Genomic DNA, 18,148 nt, shown 5'->3' on the forward strand with positions numbered 1-18,148 from the left:
TTCTTTTCAGAAGTTCTGAGGATTAATTCAGGCTATCAGAAACCTGTTTGATGCTCTGCTTGAGCACCTTATCCTGAACTTCTGCTTTTGCAGCGCTGGAAGCGACAATGGTTTCAGCTGCCTGAACTGCAACATCTGCAGCGCGGGAGCGAACTTCTGCAATCGCATTTGCTTCAGCCTGAGCGATTTTCGCTTCAGCTGCTTTGGTGCGACGTGCAATCATCTCTTCGAGAGCTGCCTTGGCTTCATCAGCCAGACGATCAGCTTCGACTTTTGCGTCAGCAACGATCTGCTCGGCTTCGGCTTCAGCCTCTTTGCGCTTGCGCTGGTACTCGGCCATCAGAGCCTGAGCTTCTTCACGCAGCTTACGGGCGCCTTCAAGCTCTTGCTTGATGTTGTCCGCTTGCTGGTCAAGCATTGCACCAATCTTGCCAGGTACTTTCAGGTACCACAGCAGGACAAAGAAGAGGATGAGACCAACGAGTGCCCAAAGGCTTGCATCGAACATTCTGTCACCCCTTACTTAAGTGCAGCATCAACGGCTTTGGCAACTTCAGCTTTTGCTGGAGCGCGGCCACCGATAAGTGCCTTCACAAGCTCGCCTGTTGTCTCAGCGGCGATTTCGCCAACATGTGACAGGCTTTCAGCTTTGATCTTGGAGATGCTCTGTTCAGATTCGGAAAGCTTAGCTGCCAGCTGCTCTTCAGCTGCTGCGCGGGCGCCTTCTGTTTCTGCTTTTACCTTTGAGCGTGCATCATGAGCCATGGTGGTGGCTTTTTTGCGCGCGTCGGCAAGAGCACTTTCGTAGGATGCGATGGCTTCATCTGTCTCTTGCTTGAGACGGGATGCTTCAGCCATGTCACCTGCGATGCGATCGCGACGATCTTCGAGGATACCGCCGATGCGTGGCAGGACCACTTTCGACATTACCCAGTAGAAAACGCCGAAGGAAAGAACCAACCACAACAGCTGAGACGGGAAAGTCGTGCTGTCGAACGGAGGAAAGCTACCGCCATCCTCTACAATGCCAACTTCGGCAGTTGTATTCAGGTTGCCTTGAGTATTCGACATCAACTTCTCCGTGAACGCTCTTCGTAACGTTTTATGGTTTGGAGACGGTTCTTAAGGCTTAAGAACCGTCACGCATAAAACGCTCTAATCTTTCTGTCGATTATACTGCGAACAGCAGCAGAAGTGCGACGAGAAGGGAGAAGATGCCGAGAGCTTCGGTCACAGCAAAGCCGAGGATGAGGCGGCCGAACTGTCCATCTGCAGCAGATGGGTTGCGCAGTGCGCCGGCAAGGAAGTTGCCGAAGATGTTACCAAGACCGAGAGCTGCACCACCCATACCAAGGCAGGCGATACCGGCACCAATGTATTTTGCTGCTTCTGCTTCCATGACAAGTGCTCCTAAACTAGCAAATTCGTCTATGACTTTGTTTTGGGTTTGATACCCGGATTCTACACGTTACTTAGTGGCTCGGATGAAGCGCGTCTGCAAGATACATGCAGGTAAGAACGGTAAAGACGTAGGCCTGAAGGAAGGCCACAAGGAACTCAAGAGCCGTGATGGCAACTGTGAGAGCCAGAGGCAAGACCGCGGATGCGATGCCGACAGCACCTGCACCAGTGAGCATTACCACGAAGCCTGCGAAAACCTTCAGAGTGATGTGACCAGCTAGCATGTTTGCGAACAGACGAACGGACAAGCTAACTGGACGGGAAAGGAAAGAGATTACTTCAATCGCGGAGACGAGAGGAACAACCCCTGCTGGAACGCCGCTTGGGACGAACAGCTTAAGGAAGCCAACACCGTGCTTGAAGAAACCGTAGATCGTTACAGTGCCAATCACGAGCATTGCGAGTGCAAATGTCACGATGATCTGACTTGTAACGGTGAAGAAGTATGGGAACATCCCGAGCATGTTTGCAACGAAGACGAACATGAACAGGGAGAAGACGAGCGGGAAGAACCGCATTCCGTCATTGCCTGCTGATCCTCGCAATGTGGCAGCAACAAACTCGTAGGACATTTCCGCCATGAGTTGAGCGCGGCTAGGGACCAGACCACGTCTGTTGGTAGACAGAACGAGGAACAAGGTCGCTACAGCGACGGTGACAACCATGAACAAGGAAGCGTTGGTAAAGGAGAAATCAACACCGCCAATCTCCACAGGAAAGATCTTGGAGATATGAAACTGGTGGATCGGATCGATCGCGTTGCCTGAATTTCCAGCCACAGGTAGTACCCCTGAAGTGCCAATTTACGAGCGCAAGAGCGCGATGAATTAGTTAGTCCTGCTTCTTGCCGGAATTCATCCGCCTTTCAGGTGGAGCGACTTTGCCCGCCTCCCGAAGGACGTTTAATATTCCCGCTGCGAAGCCAAGCATCAGGAGAATAATCATCCCCCACGGCTTGGTCCCGAGCCAGCTATCCGCCATCCAGCCGAGTGCCCCCCCGACAAAGATCGCAGCAATAAACTCGGAAGACATCTTCCAAGCCTGTGATAGGCCCGCCATCGCGCCGGTCTTGTTCGGTTCCTCTTTAGCAGAGGCTTCGTCCAAGTGTGTATCCAGCGTTTTGCCAAGCTTTTCTAGCCGCTCAGACAGGTGACGATCAGTTTCTTTCATGTCTTTTTTCTTCTGCTTATTCTCTTCAGGAGACATCAACATTCTTCCTTCATAGCAGCAGATAGCTCAAAGACACGGACGCCCCTGAAAGTCGGGGGCACCATAATGCTCGTGATCTGCACTGTCAAGGTTAGAGCTACTTAAGCTAAATAACTGATATTTAAGTATTTTTCAGAGTTTCTAACAGAGAATACGTATAAAGGATACTTTCAAGGCCGTATTGTACCCTATTTTAGGCCTCTTCTGTGAATCGTTCAGCCGTCTCAAGATCTACTGATACGAGCTGAGAAACCCCTCTTTCAGCCATGGTTACACCGAACAATCTGGACATGCGCGCCATGGTGATCGGGTTGTGTGTAATGACCGTGAATCGGGTCTCTGTGTTCTGCGCCATGTTCTCCAGCAAAGCGCAATATCGCTCCACGTTGGCGTCATCCAACGGAGCGTCAACCTCGTCCAGAACGCAAATCGGGGCTGGATTCGTAAGGAAAACTGCGAATATGAGAGCCATGGCGGTAAGTGCCTGCTCCCCACCTGAAAGCAGCGTCATGGTCTGTGGCTTCTTGCCTGGTGGGCGGGCGAAGATCTCCAGACCAGCGTCCAGAGGGTCTTCCGCATCCACCAGTTTCAGCTCTGCGGTGCCGCCACCAAACAAGTGTGTGAATAAACGCTTGAAGTGGTCGTTGACCTGGTCAAATGAGCTCAGGAGTCGCTCACGAGCTTCCTTGTTGAGATTCATGATTCCTGTGCGCAACTTCCTGATTGCCTCAATCAGGTCGTCTCTTTCGGTGATCAGAGTGTCTCTTTGCTCCGTGATTTCCTGCATTTCCTCATCGGCACGCAGGTTTACACCACCCAGTCGATCACGCTCCGCTTTCAGGCGATCGAGTTTGCGCTCCGCTGCTTCTGCATCTGGCAGAGGTGCGTCCGGCGACAGGCCTGCCATTTCATGCAAGCGGGAGACGTTCACTTCCAGTGCTTCATCCACGCGGCGCTCGATTTCAGCGCGGCGTTCTTTGGCAGCTTCGAGGCGTTCCTCCGCACGGATTTTTCGTTCGCGGGCACCGGAGAGGCCTTCCATGGCTTCGCGGGCTTTTTGATCCGCGATCAGTTGGCGCTTTTCGCCTTCAGCCAGTTTGTCGTCGGCGGCCTTGCGGGCATCGTCTGCTGTTGCCAGATTGCTCAGCAGATCCTGACGCTTGAGCTCGATCTCTTCCGGGCTTTCCAGCAGGATGAGGCGTTCTTCGGCGGCATCATCGCGGCGTTGACGGAGAACGGAGATTTGCTTGTCCGCGTTCTGAGCCCGCTGGACCCAGTTCTGGCGGTCGCGCTCAATTGTTTCCAGACGCTTGGCGCGCAGCTCCCCTTCCCGTTTCAGGGCATCGGTTGCGCCTTTGGCTTCAGCCAGTTTGCTGCGGCAGTTGGAGACGTCTTTGGAAGCGTTTTCCAGCTCGGCGGAAATACCTTCAATGTCCTGCAGCTCGTCGAGCGCGCTTTCGGCCTCTTCGAGGGAAGCAGCAGTCTCTTCGTAATCTTCGTTGGCGCGGCGGAGCTGCTCTTCCAGCGTTGTTTTGCGCACGGAGAGTTCTGTCAGAGCACGCTCAGCAGCGGCCAACTCTTCACGCAAAGCGACGATGCGGGACTGCTCCAATCGCAATTTCTGGCGCATGTCCTGCTCGGCGACTTCGGCCCGACGGCGTTGTTCGGCTGCTTCTTCCAGAGCCGACTTTTTCTCTTCCACCAGATCCCGTGTCTGCTCCACCAGATCTTCCAGTTCGGCAAGGCGGTTTCTTTGGGCGAGGCGCTGTGCGGCTGGGGTTGGGGCGTCTGCTGCAACGATCAAGCCATCCCAGCGCCAGAGGTCGCCCTGCTTGCTCACCAGCCTTTGGCCGACTTTGAGCTGCTTCATCAAAGCTGAGCCGTGTTCAGCATCGACGAGACCGACCTGAGCCAATCGGCGAGACAGTTCCTGCGGGGCTTCCACATAAGCAGAGAGTGGTTCAGCTCCAGCAGGCAGGCTTGGGTCGCTGTCCTGTTTTGCGTTGAGGCTCCAATGAACCGGCGCAGCATCTTCCATTGCCGCATCAAGGTCTTCGCCCAGTGCAGCTCCCAGCGCAGTTTCCCAGCCTGGGCTGACGCTCATCTTATCTACGGCGGGTGTCCAATCGCCACTTTGACCAGCGGACAGGACGGCCTGAAGGGTTTTGGCTTCCGTCTCATATCTGGAGAGAGCTGAATGCGCTTCATTTAATGGGTTGCGGCAGTTGTTCTCTGTCTCGCGGGCTGTTGCCAGAAGCTCTTCCGCTTCAACAGCACTTTCTTCCGCCTCGGCCAGCTCTTCCAGAGCCATTTCCAGCTCTTCGCGTTTGTCGCTTGGGCCGCTGGCGGCTTTGATATCTGCCTCGACTGCTTCCAGCTGACCTTTGAAGCGGTCTGCCTCTTCTTTAAAGCGTGCGGTTTTCTGGCGGATGCCGGAGATCTGGTTTTCCAGCTGCGTGTGCTTGGCGAGGAGACTGGCGTGGTCCTGCGTGATGCGCGAGTGCTTCATCTCGCTGGCATCGAGATTATCTTCCGCGATCAGGACCAGCTCTTCCGCTTCTGCAGCACGCTCATCCATAGTCTCAGCAGCTTCAAGCAGCTCCTGCTTTTCCTCTTCCAGCTCTTCCAGATGGCTGGCGTTTTCGCTGGCGAGCTGGGCTTCGCGTTCGATGTCCTGCTCCATCTGAGCAAGGCGGGCCTGAAGGTCGACCAGCTTTTCCTTGATGCGGCGGTCTTCAGATTCCAGATCGTTCTTGGCGATGATGAGATGCTGGAGCGCGGCAGCGGCGCCGCCTGCGGCTTCACGCAGCTTGGGGATTTCGTGGGCGGCCAGTGCCTGTTCTTTGGCGGTGGAGGCTTGCAGGCCGGCAATATCGCGCATTCCGATTTCCGCTTCAGCATACTGCTTGCGAGCGGCATCCAGTGCTGCCGTGGCCTCATGCCAGCGCAGGTACAGGATGGTCGCTTCTGCTTTACGGATCTCGGAGGACAGGTTGCGATAACGGGTGGCCTGCCGGGCCTGACGCTTCAGGCCGTCGAGCTGCCCTTCAATCTGTACGACCACATCTTCCAGGCGTTCCAGGTTGGTTTCAGCAGCGCGCAGACGGATCTCTGCTTCTTTGCGGCGGCTGTGCAGACCGGAGATGCCAGCGGCTTCTTCCAGGATCTTGCGCCGTGAGGTTGGCTTGGATGAGATCAGCTCGCCGATCTGGCCCTGTCGCACCATGGCTGGGGAGCGTGCACCAGTGGAAGCATCTGCAAAAAGCAGCTGCACATCGCGGGCGCGGGCGTCCTTGCCGTTGATTTTGTAGACAGAACCAGCTTCACGCTCAATGCGGCGGGTGACCTCCAGCGTGTCACTGTCATTATAGCCGGATGGGGCTGTTCGGTCAGAATTGTCGAGGAACAGGGTGACTTCTGCGGTGTTTCGTGCCGGGCGGTTGAGAGAGCCGGAGAAGATCACGTCATCCATTCCGGAGGCGCGCATGTTTTTATAGGAGTTTTCTCCCATAACCCAGCGCAGCGCTTCAACGAGATTGGATTTACCGCAGCCATTGGGCCCGACAATGCCTGTCAGGCCGTCTTCAATGACAAACTCCATGGGCTCGACAAAGGATTTGAACCCAAGGACGCGGAGGCGCTGGAACTTCACAGAGCGCCCCCTACTCTTACAACAGGGTGTAAGCGATCATACGCGCATAGATCTGCGAGCAGGTTGTTCAGCCCTGAGGGCTGCCCGCTTTGCTTACAGATTCTTATCCACGTACTTGCTGAACTCCTCAATAGAGAGTGCTCCGCTTACTTTCTCACCGTTGATAAAGAAGGTCGGTGTTGAATCTACGCCCAGCTTCTCTGAACCGTAGTCACGAACCTTGGTTACTCCGTCTAGTATTTCCTGATTCGTCAAGCAAGCCTTTACAGCATCTTCAGTGAAACCGATCTGCTTACCCATATTCAACAGGGCGGAGTACGGATCATTGGTGAATGCCCAATTGCGCTGCTGTTCGAACATCAGGGTCATAATGTCGAAGTATTTGTCTTCCGGCGCACAGCGCGCAAGCATAAAGCCAGCTGCAGCGACTGTATCCAGCGGGAATTCACGGAAGATGAAACGCACCTTGCCGGTGTCGATGTATTTCTTCTTCAGCTCTTTATATGTGGTGTTGTGGAAGTTCGCACAGTGACCACAGGTCAGAGAAGCGTACTCGATGATGGTGACTGGCGCGTCCGGGCTGCCAATAACTTTCTCGCCCAGTGGGCCAACCTGGTTCAGGTCTGATTCAGAGTAGCTCTGTGCAGAGGCAACAGTTGGCATAGCGGCAAATGCGAGAGAAGCTGCTGTCAGAGCGCTGGTGCGCTCGAGAAACTTACGGCGAGAGAGTGTCACGTTTTCCTATCCCAAGTTATCTATGTGTTGCCCTGTCTACTAACCCACCACGTTTTATCGCAGTGGTAGCCAGAGGCCGGGTGCGAGTATAACCTCTCCTGCCCTTAGACCTCTGATCACAAGCTGGTGAACACCTGCCGTTTGCGGCACCTGCCCACAACTCGCTTTTCAGCAACAATTGGTTTTCAGGAAACTATGGCAAATACTTGTCAGAAGCTACTGAATATCCTGAGTAGTCATATTAATTTTTGGTAAGGCAGCCAGTTTGACGTATGCGTCAGGGGAGAAATCGATTTTCTTCGTTTAAAACAAAGGACTTCCGCTGTTTCGCGGCAAACTGGCGAAATCTGCCTCCAGATATCTGCCATGATTAAATTTGCACTGCTAATACATACCCACAGAATTTATGCATGGAAAACAACAATAATTTTTCGCGTTGTTTTGTTTTTGCCTCATTAATGAGTTATTAAAGATTTACCAAACTCACTAACAAGATATACGGATACACCATGAAGCGCTTGACTACCTTAATGCTTCTCAGCACTCCACTGATAGCCTGCCAAGCCTCTGTATCTGAAGATTTCGTCGAAGCTATACCTACAACTACTCAAGAAACGACGATTGAAACAACAGCTATACCTGCAGCACAAAACATTATCTATACGGGCACAGCAGATCTGGGCGCGCTTACCTCTACAAACTGGGTGGTGAGCGAAGGCAACGGAAACAGCGTTGCGCCGTGTCGTGTGCAGTTTAGCAAATCCGCTGCGGGCGCTGTAGCGTCCCCTTCTGCGGCAGCCCATGGCCTGCCTTCAGGACTGGCGGCGACAAGCGGTTGTTCCAATGAAGAATTGAGCAGTGTGACAGCCTGGGCGGTGAATGGGGACACCATTGAGCTGCGTAATGCGCAGGAAACCACCACGGCCTATCTTTTGATGGAGCGCCCTGACCTGTTGCTGGGTTACACAGCCAAGGGTCATGATCTGGTAGTGAGCCAGTAATCACTTTCCAACGTATAGAAGATGTGCTGAGGGATCAGGAGTTGCCTGCAGGTGTGCGGGCAATGAGGTTCTTGCCAAGCTTCTCTAGCGCGTTCTTCAAACGCTCATCGGAAACATGCGCCACCTTTTGCTCAATGCGGCGGTTTTCGATCTCGGAGAGTTTGCGCAATGGCTTGGGCGTGATCTTCTTGGTTCTGAGAGCTGGGCGTTGCACAACCTTGATGCGGCCAACCGCATTCCAGCCCAAAAAGGCATTTATACGATCACGCAGTTGCGGCGCTTCATGGGTGAAGAACAAAGCAGTGGGACCATCAGCATGAACAAGAAGGGTTGCAGGTTCGGCGACCGGCTCACCATCGGAGCTTTTGGTTCTTGGCCAGACAAGCCTACCGGGCTGTACCTTTCCGTGATACTGCTTGCCGACAAGTTCGGGCCAAGCGGCGAGAAGATCAGCACTGGCAAATCCGCGTTTGCGCGCGACAGGGTGCATCGTCTTACCGATCAGCTCGTTTAGCTGATGACTCGATCTTTTGGGAACCCGATTTTGCGCAGTTGCTTTCATCGTCTTCATCACGCCATTAGATTAAGGCACATATATGACCATTGCTTTATATTAGTTTTAATTTAGTCCCGTTTTTCGCGGTACCATGAATTACCAAGGGAACCCCAATTATTTAGGGATCAAAACCAAGGTTAACCCACAAAACCATGCAAGATAATCTAGTTCTTCTTTACTGGTATGACAGAAATTCTCGCCAACTGCCATGGCGAACAGCCCCTGCTGATATACTTTCCGGTGTAAAACCAGACCCTTACCACGTCTGGCTCTCCGAAATCATGCTTCAGCAGACTACTGTCGCGGCGGTAAAAAGTTACTTCGAACTCTTCATAAAGACATGGCCAACACTTGCAGATATGGCCAATGCGGAGGAGGAAGATATCCTGAAAGCATGGGCTGGGCTTGGTTATTATTCCCGTGCAAGAAATCTGTATAAGTGTGCAAAATATGTCCAATTGCATCACAATGGACGTTTTCCCGAGGAGGAAGAGCGGCTTTTGAAGCTGCCTGGCGTGGGTCCTTACACCGCTGCGGCGATCTCTACCATTGCGTTTGGACGGCATGCAGCCGTGGTGGATGGCAACGTGGAGCGGGTGCTTTCGCGCCGCCATGCGTTGCTGACAGAGCTCCCTGCCCTCAAGGCTGAAGTGAAGCCGCTGATGGCTGAGGTGACGCCCCATGACCGCCCCGGCGACTTTGCACAGGCCATGATGGATCTGGGCGCCACCATCTGTACTCCCAAATCACCGGCCTGTGGCATCTGTCCATGGATGGAAGTTTGCGAAGGCCGCAAGCAAGGCATTGCAGACACGCTGCCCCGCAAAGCGCCGAAGAAGGTGAAGCCGACACGGCGGGGCATGGCTTTCCTTCTGAGAGATGATAAAGGACGCATTCTGCTCCGCAAGCGAGAGGACAAAGGCCTGCTTGCCGGGATGAGTGAGCCAATCACCACACACTGGTCCGATGACGCTGCGCTGGAAGATCTGACAGCCGCCCCCATTCATGCGGAGTGGGTGCGGACAGCAAAAGATGTGAAGCACACCTTCACGCACTTCCATCTGGAAATGAGTGTCTGGCAGGCGGAGGCTCCAGCGAACTACGCAGAGCCAGAAGGCTACTGGTGGTCTGCTCCCGATGAGCTTGAAGGCGAAGCTCTGCCAACGGTGATGAAGAAAGCGCTGAAGGCGGGTGGGTTGATTTAGGAAGGCATTGACCAAAACAAGTTAGCCGGAAAGTACAGCTAATTGGCTTTACAGTCCCAGCACTGTTTTTACGGAACCAGCTCCACTGAAAGACCAATCAATCGAGTTGTTTTCGATCAAGAACATGATGGAGTTGTCGGGCTCAAAGCCAATGTTCGAAAGACGTTGGCGCATGTCTTTGTAAAGGTGTTCCTTCTGCTCATCAGAGCGCCCGCCTAGCAATGCGATCTCAATCACGATGGTTGCTTTGGGGTCTCTGTTTCCGAGGAAAGTCGGGTGAAACATCATATCTTCAGGTTCGTATCGAGAAACCAAAGTGAAGTCATCGCTGGGATTAACACCGCATGTAGCCACCAGACTTTCATGCAGCTGCTCGCTGATTGAGCGACACATTTGGGTAGGCAGTGCTTTGGGTACGTGGATCTTGTTAAAAGGCATAATTAGTCTCACTCAGCTGTTTGATAGGATGAATTGAAATCTACTGAAAATTAGATTGGTAAGATCGGCATAGGTTATCGCGCCTGGACATATGAGGCCAAGTCAGCAATCTGATTAGCTAGAGTGGAGAAACGACCTCAGGGGCAACAAACGCTTCTTTACAGCAAAAAGCCGGGTCGAGGCCCGGCTTTTCTTGTTCTTGTTGCTGCCAAATGGTGCTTATTGGAAAGCGGTTTCCATGAAGCTGCGGAGTTTTCGAGAGTGGAGGCGCTCTAGTGGCATCTCCCTCAGGATCTCCATGGTCTTCACGCCGATTTCCAGATGCTGATCCACCTGTTTGCGGTAGAAGTCTGTCGCCATACCCGGCAGTTTCAGCTCACCATGCAGTGGCTTGTCTGAGACGCAGAGCAAAGTTCCGTATGGAACACGGAAGCGGAAACCGTTGGCGGCTATGGTTGCGGACTCCATATCCAACGCGATGGCGCGGGACTGAGAGAACCGCTGCACAGGCTCGCGGTGGTCCCGCAGTTCCCAGTTGCGGTTATCGATGGAGGCAACGGTGCCTGTGCGCATGACGCGCTTCAGGTCATACCCGCTGTAGCCGGTGGTTTTCTCAACTGCATCTTCCAGTGCGACCTGCACTTCTGCCAGTGGTGGGATCGGAACCCATGTTGGCAAGTCAGCGTCGAGCACCTTGTCTTCGCGAACGTAACCATGTGCCAGCACATAATCACCGAGCTGCTGGCTGCTTCTGAGCCCAGCGCAGTGACCTAGCATCAACCAGGCGTGTGGGCGAAGCACCGCGATGTGGTCGGTGATGGTTTTCGCATTCGATGGACCGACACCGATGTTCACCATAGTGATACCGGAGTTATCTTCCCGCAGCAGGTGATAGGCTGGCATCTGCGGCAAGCGTGGAGGTGCCACACCTTCACGTGGCTCTTTATCACCAGCATAGGTGATGAGATTGCCCGGCTCGACAAAGGCAACGTAGCCGCTATTTGGATCGTTGATCAGCTCCTTCGCCATCTGCGCAAAGCCATCAATGTAGAACTGATAGTTTGTGAAGAGCACGAAGTTCTGGAAGTAGCGCGGTGCCGTTGCGGTGTAGTGCTGCAAACGATGCAGGGAGTAATCTACGCGTGGCGCGGTGAACGGGGCCAGGGGCTCAAAGCCATCTTTAGCACGGTAAGTGCCGTTTGAGATGGCATCATCCATAACCGCCAGATCCGGCACATCAAACACATCACGCAGTGTACGTTCTGCGCTGTCAGGCAGAGCGCCTTCAACGTGGGCGCCATCATAGAATGCGAAGTGCAGCGGGATTGGCTGATCACTCTCAGCGATCTCGACTTCTAGGCCGTGGTTCTTGATCAGCAGATCAATCTGATGTTCCAGATAGTGTCTGAACAAATCAGGCCGGGTGATTGTGGTTTTGTATTTGCCAGGTCTTGCTACAAATCCATAGGACAAACGAGTGTCCACGCGGATGTGGCTGGACATTTCAAAACGAAGTTCCGGATAAAAAGCTCTGACCCGGTTTGTCGGCATGCTGCCCTGAGCGGCAGACTTAAAATTCTCGCGCAAAAAGTCTGTTGCCCGATCAAACAGGAAGATCAGGTGCTCAACTGCTTCAGCGGCATCTTTAAAGGATCGTGGGGGAATTGTTTCAGGCGTGCGGATGGAACGGGTTTCCATCACAACGTCGCTATCGGATATAGTCGACACGTTCGGTTTCTCCTCTTTCGTGTCACTATATATCTGAGGGATGTTTACGACAGGGTCAAGACAATCCGCAGACAAATATGATTTATTTTTTAGTGAGTGAGGATATTTTCACGCAGCGTCAGATCCAGTTCTGCGCACAGAATTGCAATATCTGACTACATATTTACCCTTATCTCCTTCAGTTTATTCTGTAAAACTACATCCCAATTAAAAGGTGTGATTTCAGAGGAAGAGTGCAACGCTCTTTTCAGCACCACACCACAAAAGCATTCAATGATCGGGAGGGATCTTTTTTATGCACTTTGTTCGAACCGCCACGCTTGGGCTGATGGCAGGCGCTTGTTTTACTGCAAGCGCGCAGGCTGCACAGCTGGGCCCTCGCCCTGCTTTTCTCGTTGAGCAGATGCAGGAGAGCCCGCTGAAGGAAAAACTGCGGGCTTGTATTGGCAACCCTGCCACCACCTCCAACTTCTCCATTGGCCACCGCGGTGCGCCGCTGCAGTTTCCAGAGCATACTTTAGAGTCCTATCAAGCAGCTGCAGTGATGGGCGCTGGTGTGCAGGAATGTGATGTTACCTTTACCAAAGACAAGCAGCTGGTTTGCCGTCACTCCCAGAACGATCTGGCAACCACCACAAATATTCTGGCAACAGATCTGGCAGGCACCTGTGTCACGCCATTCACGGCGGCTGCGGGTGGTGAGAAAGCGACTGCTGAGTGTAGGACCTCAGAGATCACTCTGGCTGAGTTTGAAGGCCTGAAGGGCAAGATGGATGCCTCTGATCCAACCGCCACAACAGTCGAGGACTTCCTGAAGGGCACAGCAGACTGGCGCACTGACCTCTATGCAGCTGCTGGTGCTGGCGGGACTTTGATGACCCATGCTCAATCCATCGAGCTGTTCAAGGCTCAAGGTGCCAAGTTTACGCCGGAGCTGAAGCGCCCGAGCGTTAAGATGCCATTTGATGGGTTTAGTCAGGAAGATTACGCCCAAAAGCTGATTGATGAGTACAAGGCAGCTGGTGTTCCAGCCTCTGACGTGTACCCTCAGTCCTTCTTCCTTGATGATGTGCTTTACTGGATCAAGAATGAGCCAGAGTATGGCAAGCAGGCGGTGTTCCTTGATGGGCGCTTCCGCATGCAGGGCTTTGATACGTCCGATCCAACCAGCTTCAAGCCATCCATGGCTGAGCTGAAGGAGATGGGCGTCAACTACATCTCTCCTCCTCTCTGGATGCTTGTTACTCTGGATGATGGGAAGATTGTTCCTTCCGCTTATGCGAAGGCTGCCAATGAGGCTGGCATCAAGATCTTCGCCTGGACTCTGGAGCGCTCCGGCCTCATCTCTCACAATAAAGGTGGCTGGTATTACCGCAGCATCAATGATGCGATCACCAGCGAAGGCAGCGTTTACGAGCTGCTGGATGTGCTGGCGCAGGATGTGAAGGTGAGCGGTGTGTTCTCTGACTGGCCAGCAACTGTGACCTTCTACGCCAACTGCATGGGGATTGAGTAAGCCCCTCTCCTCACACTGATTTGCAATTTGGGAAGCGCGTCTATTATGGCGCGCTTTCTTTTTGTGCTGTCCGTTACGGGAGCTCTGCCATACTGATTAACCGATTTGCCCGCTGTCCCCGCAGTGCGTTTACCTTGTTCGTTTTAGTCAGCAAAAAAGCTTGACTCTCAAAAAAATATTTTAGCTCTCCATTTTCGCCATTTTAACTCCTCATAAACCTCTACCCCAAGGGAATCCGCGACCGAATATTAATGGGAGTTAACTTCGAGACAAATATTCGAATCTGTAAATAAAGCGTTGATTCTAAAAGAATAAAAGATATCCACCGTTAACCAGTGGTTTACCATATCCGGTAACCATAGCACTCAGAAATTGCGTGAGGTGCTGCGTCGCAATGAGAGTAAAGCGTAAAGAAGGGGTGTCCCTGATGACACCCCATACTTCCACCAAGCCAGAGTGGCTTGATACGATTATTAAGGGTGACTGTGTCGAGGCTTTGAACAAGCTTCCAGACAACAGCGTGGATGTGGTTTTTGCCGATCCCCCTTACAACCTACAGCTGGGCGGAGATCTGCACAGACCTGATCATTCAAAGGTAGATGCCTGCGATGATCACTGGGATCAGTTCTCCAGCTTTAAAGCTTACGATGAGTTCACTCGTGCATGGCTCACTGCGGTTCGCCGCGTGCTGAAGCCAAACGGGTCCATCTGGGTTATCGGTTCCTATCACAACATCTTCCGTGTTGGCGCGGTGATGCAGGACCTTGGGTTCTGGATCAACAATGATGTGGTTTGGCTGAAAACAAACCCGATGCCGAACTTCCGTGGCAAGCGTTTTACGAATGCTCATGAGACGCTCATCTGGGCCTGCCCTTCACAGGAGAGCAAGCCGACCTTTAACTACGATGCAATGAAGACGTTTAACGACGACCTTCAGATGCGGTCTGACTGGGTGCTGCCTATCTGCACTGGTCATGAGCGTTTGAAGGACGACAACGGCGACAAAGTGCATCCAACACAGAAGCCGGAAAGCCTGCTCTACCGTGTGCTGCTTTCCACTTCTAATCAGGGTGATGTGATCCTTGATCCGTTCTTTGGAACCGGCACCACCGGTGCTGTTGCCAAAAAGCTTGGCCGCCACTTTGTGGGCTGCGAGCGTGAAGATGCCTATATCAAGGCAGCTTCTGAACGGATTGACCGGGTGACACCAGCCAACGACGATTTTCTGGCGATGACACAAGGCAAACGTGCTCTTCCACGAGTTCCGTTTGGCAACCTGTTGGAAACCGGATTGTTGACACCGGGCGCGGAACTGACCGATGCCCGGGGACGTTTCAAAGCCACAGTTCGCGCTGATGGTTCTTTGATTTGCGGCGAGCATTCAGGATCGATCCACAAAGTGGGTGCGCTCGTCCAAGGCCAGCAAGCCTGTAATGGCTGGACATTCTGGCACGTCAAGCGTGGTAAGGCTCTTGAACCAGTGGACGCTCTGCGTCAGGTGGTTCGTTCTCAGATGCCTCGCTAACGCTGCAGCTCTTTCAGCCAGGCAAACGGTCTGGCTGTTTTACAGGGTTCATCATTGATCCTGCTTCATATCCATATGACTTGGCCCCTGCCCTCACCGGCGGGGGCTTTTTTTGTCACTTGGCAGAAAGCTGCTTTACCCCTTGCGTTTGCCAAAAGGCCAAAGAGATTTGCGAGACGGAGGAGGCGCAGACCGATCCTCGGCACCAACACCTTCCAACTCACTCACATCCGCATCAGGTAACACGACGTGCAACGATGGAGTTTCCGGTCGGTATCCCTGTGGTTTATGAACAACCTTGATCTTCTCTTCAACTGTTCCACCAACTGTATCGCCATGATTAATTACCGGGCCGTTTTTGATGAGGTAAACACCGAGATTCAAAACGAAATCAACTTTGTCAGGTGTCAGATTGGCAGATGCAGAGGTTTCAATCTCCCTGCCAATAAATGGACGAAAACCATTTGTTGCCATTATCGCTTTTTGCTTCCCATCGCTTGTCATGCCTCCGTTAAAGAACATTAGCGAAGTCCATGCAAACAAAGGAACTTCACCCTGAGCAAGTGATTGGGCATAGGTTTTAAGCTTCTCCGGTGAGATAACTGTTTTACCCTCAACGCCGATTTGCGCAGTTACAGGTAGCTTTTCGCTCAGATACGCTGCAAAGAGCGTCATTGTCTTCGCTGCGCTTAGAACTTCTTGGTGCTCCTTGGGGGAACCAAGAGCAGATAAAACGATATGTGATTTGCTCTCAGCCAGAATTGCTCCAGCTTCCGGCCAAAGCTTGTCAATTGCTACAGCTTCTTCGTAAGCATCAGCAGGCAGCGGGAATCCTATGTTCATTATGGCAACTGGAAGCCCATTTACATAAACGAAGTTAGCATCTTTTCCATCACTGTCATCTACGGGGCACTCAATGTGGAGCGGCTGGCCAAGGTATGTGCTCGCCGTGCTCTGGCACATCTCGGCTGCCGTCAGCTCGATTGGCTGTGCCAATGCCAAATATGTAAGAAATAAGCTCATACTATCCCCTCAGTGAAATATCTTTAAAATCAGAGCAATAGTTGCACCCTGACATCATAGTGCAATCTACAAAATCGGTGAGATCATAAGGACCTAATCAAGATCTGTAGAACATGATTTGATTGATAGGGGCAGAAGCTTTAGCGTGGCAGAATGACCATTGAGCAAACATTATTTGATGAAGCCAAGCTGCTGATTGAGCGTCGATATCCTACTGGCTGGGGCGGGGCAGCATCAGTCAGGACTGACAGTGGAAAGATCCTCACCAGTATAGCGCCGGACACCAAAAATGACGGGCTGTCTCTCTGTATGGAGGTTGGTGCTATTTTGGAGGCTCATAAGCTGAATGAGGCCGTGACTCATTCTCTTTGCATCTATCGAGAAGACGAGAATAGCCCCTTTGTTGTTTTGACGCCTTGTGGGATCTGTCAGGAACGGCTTGTCCATTGGGGTGGAGACGTTCTCGCTGCCATTTCCAACACGGACAATCAGTTGATCTTCAAGAGTCTGCGAGAACTGCAACCTCATCATTGGTCGATGGTGAATGGAGAAGAACTGTAGGCCTTGGCACAGCGGCCAGCTCAGGGCTGACCGCTCCCAATGTACTTATACAAACTCCACCAATGCCTTACGGCGCTTGCCGACAGCAAGTGTCAGCCTCTCACCTGGCTTTAGGTCTCCCTCAGAGATCATCCGGGTTTCCTCCAGAACTATGGATGTGTTGAGGCGGACGCCGCCGCCGCGGATGAGGCGGCGGGCTTCGCTGTTGGTGGTGGCGAAGCCAGTTTTAACCAGCAGGTCCAGCAGACCGAGTGGTTTGGCTAGGAGTGACAAAGGCAGTTCATGGGTTGGCTCGGTCAGGTCTTCCTGACCGTTGAACAGAGCCTCACCTTGCTGAAGAGCGGCTTCTGCTGCAGCCAGACCGTGGACAATGCCAGTGACCTGAGTTGCCAGTATCTTCTTGGCTTCATTCAATTCCTGACCTTTGAGGGTGGACAACCGGTCAATCTCACCCAATGGCAAATCGGTGAAGAGCTTCAGGAAACGTGGGACATCGGCATCATCGACATTGCGCCAGAATTGCCAGAAACCGAAACTAGAAAGGCGGGACGGGTTGAGCCATACCGCCCCTTCTGCCGTCTTACCCATTTTGCTGCCGGAGGCTGTTGTCAGCAGTGGCAGCGTGAAGCCGAAGAGCTGGCTGCCAGAGCGGCGACCGAGGTCCACGCCGTTGACGATGTTGCCCCATTGATCAGAACCACCGATCTGCAATGTGCAGTCGAAGCGCTGGTTGAGTTCAACAAAGTCAACCGCTTGCAGCATCATGTAGCAGAACTCGAGGACCGATAGTGGCTGCTGCGCTTCCAGGCGGGAGCGAACACTGTCGAACGTCATCATGCGGTTGACGGTGAAGTGGGTACCGAAGTCGCGCAGGAACTCGAGGAAGCGGAACTCGTCCAGCCATTCCGCGTTGTTGACGATCTGCCCCTGCCCCTCTGAAAGATCAAAGAGACGCTCTACGGTCGCGCGGATGCCAGCGAGGTTGTGGGAGATTTGAGCATCATCGAGCAGCGGACGGCTTTCACTGCGGAAGCTTGGATCACCCACACGCGTGGTACCGCCGCCAATCAGCAGGATTGGCTTGTGGCCGGTTTTCTGCAGCCAGCGCATGGCCATCAACGGCAGTAAGTGACCGACATGCAGGCTGTCTGCAGTTGCATCAAATCCAGCGTATGCGGTGATAGGACCTGCCTGCAGCTTCTCATCCAGCGCTTCAAGGTCTGTGCATTGATGCAGGAAGCCACGATCGATCAGCAGCTGAAGAGCTTCGGATTTAGGGCGGAAGCAACGAGTGGTATCGACAACAGTGTGTTTCATAATTCTCTCCTACGCCACGCAGGAGAGCTAAAACACGAAAGCCGCCTACGCGGCGGCTTTTGGTTCTGACCTCAATTTGACATGAGTTTATAGGAACGCGGCCGCCGATATGTCGGTCGCATAATAATAAACTGCAGAAATGATGGTCAGGTTCTTGCTCATGCCCAAGTGTATGACCGCAACCTACCGCCGCTGTCAAGAAAGTTTTGGCAGATTGTGCT

Annotated in this window: 17 protein-coding genes; 5 read left to right on the forward strand and 12 right to left on the reverse strand. The window is 52.9% G+C overall.

Going from position 1 to position 18,148, the window contains the following annotated elements:
* Nucleotides 1–22: 22 nt before the first annotated feature.
* The 7 genes from PJE062_RS14410 to PJE062_RS14440 all read right to left on the reverse strand — a co-directional run bounded on the left by PJE062_RS14410 (nt 23) and on the right by PJE062_RS14440 (nt 7,057).
* Nucleotides 23–508, reverse strand: coding sequence for a F0F1 ATP synthase subunit B (locus PJE062_RS14410; RefSeq protein WP_008549616.1), 486 nt, complete (start codon nt 506–508; stop codon nt 23–25).
* Between the two features lie 11 nt (nt 509–519).
* On the reverse strand, nt 520–1,071 hold the full coding sequence (locus PJE062_RS14415; RefSeq protein WP_014284344.1) for a F0F1 ATP synthase subunit B: 552 nt from the start codon (nt 1,069–1,071) through the stop codon (nt 520–522).
* A 100-nt stretch (nt 1,072–1,171) separates the two neighbouring features.
* A complete protein-coding gene (locus PJE062_RS14420; protein WP_008549639.1) occupies nt 1,172–1,399 on the reverse strand; it encodes a F0F1 ATP synthase subunit C in 228 nt (75 codons plus the stop codon).
* A gap of 73 nt (nt 1,400–1,472) precedes the next feature.
* Nucleotides 1,473–2,240, reverse strand: a complete 768-nt coding sequence (locus PJE062_RS14425; RefSeq protein ID WP_008549614.1) for a F0F1 ATP synthase subunit A — start codon at nt 2,238–2,240, stop codon at nt 1,473–1,475.
* Nucleotides 2,241–2,292: 52 nt separating this feature from the next.
* Nucleotides 2,293–2,667: an AtpZ/AtpI family protein gene (locus PJE062_RS14430; protein ID WP_008549670.1), complete on the reverse strand. Its 375-nt coding sequence runs from the start codon at nt 2,665–2,667 to the stop codon at nt 2,293–2,295.
* 196 nt (nt 2,668–2,863) lie between these two features.
* Nucleotides 2,864–6,322: a chromosome segregation protein SMC gene (gene smc, locus PJE062_RS14435; protein ID WP_008549575.1), complete on the reverse strand. Its 3,459-nt coding sequence runs from the start codon at nt 6,320–6,322 to the stop codon at nt 2,864–2,866.
* Nucleotides 6,323–6,415: 93 nt separating this feature from the next.
* Nucleotides 6,416–7,057, reverse strand: a complete 642-nt coding sequence (locus PJE062_RS14440; RefSeq protein WP_008550064.1) for a DsbA family protein — start codon at nt 7,055–7,057, stop codon at nt 6,416–6,418.
* A gap of 509 nt (nt 7,058–7,566) precedes the next feature.
* Here PJE062_RS14440 and PJE062_RS14445 point away from each other — a divergent pair.
* Nucleotides 7,567–8,058 (forward strand): hypothetical protein, encoded by a 492-nt coding sequence (locus tag PJE062_RS14445; RefSeq protein ID WP_157039167.1) that lies wholly within the window; start codon nt 7,567–7,569, stop codon nt 8,056–8,058.
* Between the two features lie 34 nt (nt 8,059–8,092).
* Here PJE062_RS14445 and PJE062_RS14450 read toward each other — a convergent pair whose 3' ends face one another.
* Nucleotides 8,093–8,629, reverse strand: coding sequence for a DUF721 domain-containing protein (locus PJE062_RS14450; protein ID WP_014284340.1), 537 nt, complete (start codon nt 8,627–8,629; stop codon nt 8,093–8,095).
* A 137-nt stretch (nt 8,630–8,766) separates the two neighbouring features.
* On the opposite strand from PJE062_RS14450, the gene mutY reads away from it, so the two are divergent.
* Entirely contained in the window at nt 8,767–9,819 is a 1,053-nt protein-coding gene (gene mutY, locus PJE062_RS14455) for an A/G-specific adenine glycosylase (protein WP_008549668.1), read from the forward strand.
* A gap of 48 nt (nt 9,820–9,867) precedes the next feature.
* On the opposite strand, the gene PJE062_RS14460 is transcribed toward mutY, so the two are convergent.
* Both PJE062_RS14460 and PJE062_RS14465 read right to left on the reverse strand, forming a co-directional pair.
* The gene (locus PJE062_RS14460) at nt 9,868–10,257 is read right to left on the reverse strand and encodes a tautomerase family protein (RefSeq protein ID WP_008550006.1); all 390 of its coding nucleotides are present in this window, start codon (nt 10,255–10,257) and stop codon (nt 9,868–9,870) included.
* Between the two features lie 219 nt (nt 10,258–10,476).
* The gene (locus PJE062_RS14465; RefSeq protein WP_037037111.1) at nt 10,477–11,955 is read right to left on the reverse strand and encodes an AMP nucleosidase; all 1,479 of its coding nucleotides are present in this window, start codon (nt 11,953–11,955) and stop codon (nt 10,477–10,479) included.
* A 325-nt stretch (nt 11,956–12,280) separates the two neighbouring features.
* On the opposite strand from PJE062_RS14465, the gene PJE062_RS14470 reads away from it, so the two are divergent.
* Nucleotides 12,281–13,501, forward strand: coding sequence for a glycerophosphodiester phosphodiesterase family protein (locus PJE062_RS14470; RefSeq protein ID WP_008550024.1), 1,221 nt, complete (start codon nt 12,281–12,283; stop codon nt 13,499–13,501).
* Nucleotides 13,502–13,928: 427 nt separating this feature from the next.
* Nucleotides 13,929–15,026: a site-specific DNA-methyltransferase gene (locus tag PJE062_RS14475; RefSeq protein ID WP_008549896.1), complete on the forward strand. Its 1,098-nt coding sequence runs from the start codon at nt 13,929–13,931 to the stop codon at nt 15,024–15,026.
* 135 nt (nt 15,027–15,161) lie between these two features.
* On the opposite strand, the gene PJE062_RS14480 is transcribed toward PJE062_RS14475, so the two are convergent.
* Nucleotides 15,162–16,049 (reverse strand): DUF4261 domain-containing protein, encoded by an 888-nt coding sequence (locus PJE062_RS14480; RefSeq protein WP_008549584.1) that lies wholly within the window; start codon nt 16,047–16,049, stop codon nt 15,162–15,164.
* A 153-nt stretch (nt 16,050–16,202) separates the two neighbouring features.
* Between PJE062_RS14480 and PJE062_RS14485 the strand changes: the two genes are divergently transcribed.
* Complete coding sequence (locus PJE062_RS14485) at nt 16,203–16,610, forward strand: cytidine deaminase (protein WP_008550058.1); 408 nt, start codon at nt 16,203–16,205, stop codon at nt 16,608–16,610.
* A 45-nt stretch (nt 16,611–16,655) separates the two neighbouring features.
* Here PJE062_RS14485 and tyrS read toward each other — a convergent pair whose 3' ends face one another.
* Nucleotides 16,656–17,927: a tyrosine--tRNA ligase gene (gene tyrS / locus PJE062_RS14490; protein WP_008549772.1), complete on the reverse strand. Its 1,272-nt coding sequence runs from the start codon at nt 17,925–17,927 to the stop codon at nt 16,656–16,658.
* Between the last annotated feature and the right edge of the window lie 221 nt (nt 17,928–18,148).

It is taken from the genome of Pseudovibrio sp. JE062, from assembly GCF_000156235.1.
Taxonomy (GTDB): domain Bacteria; phylum Pseudomonadota; class Alphaproteobacteria; order Rhizobiales; family Stappiaceae; genus Pseudovibrio.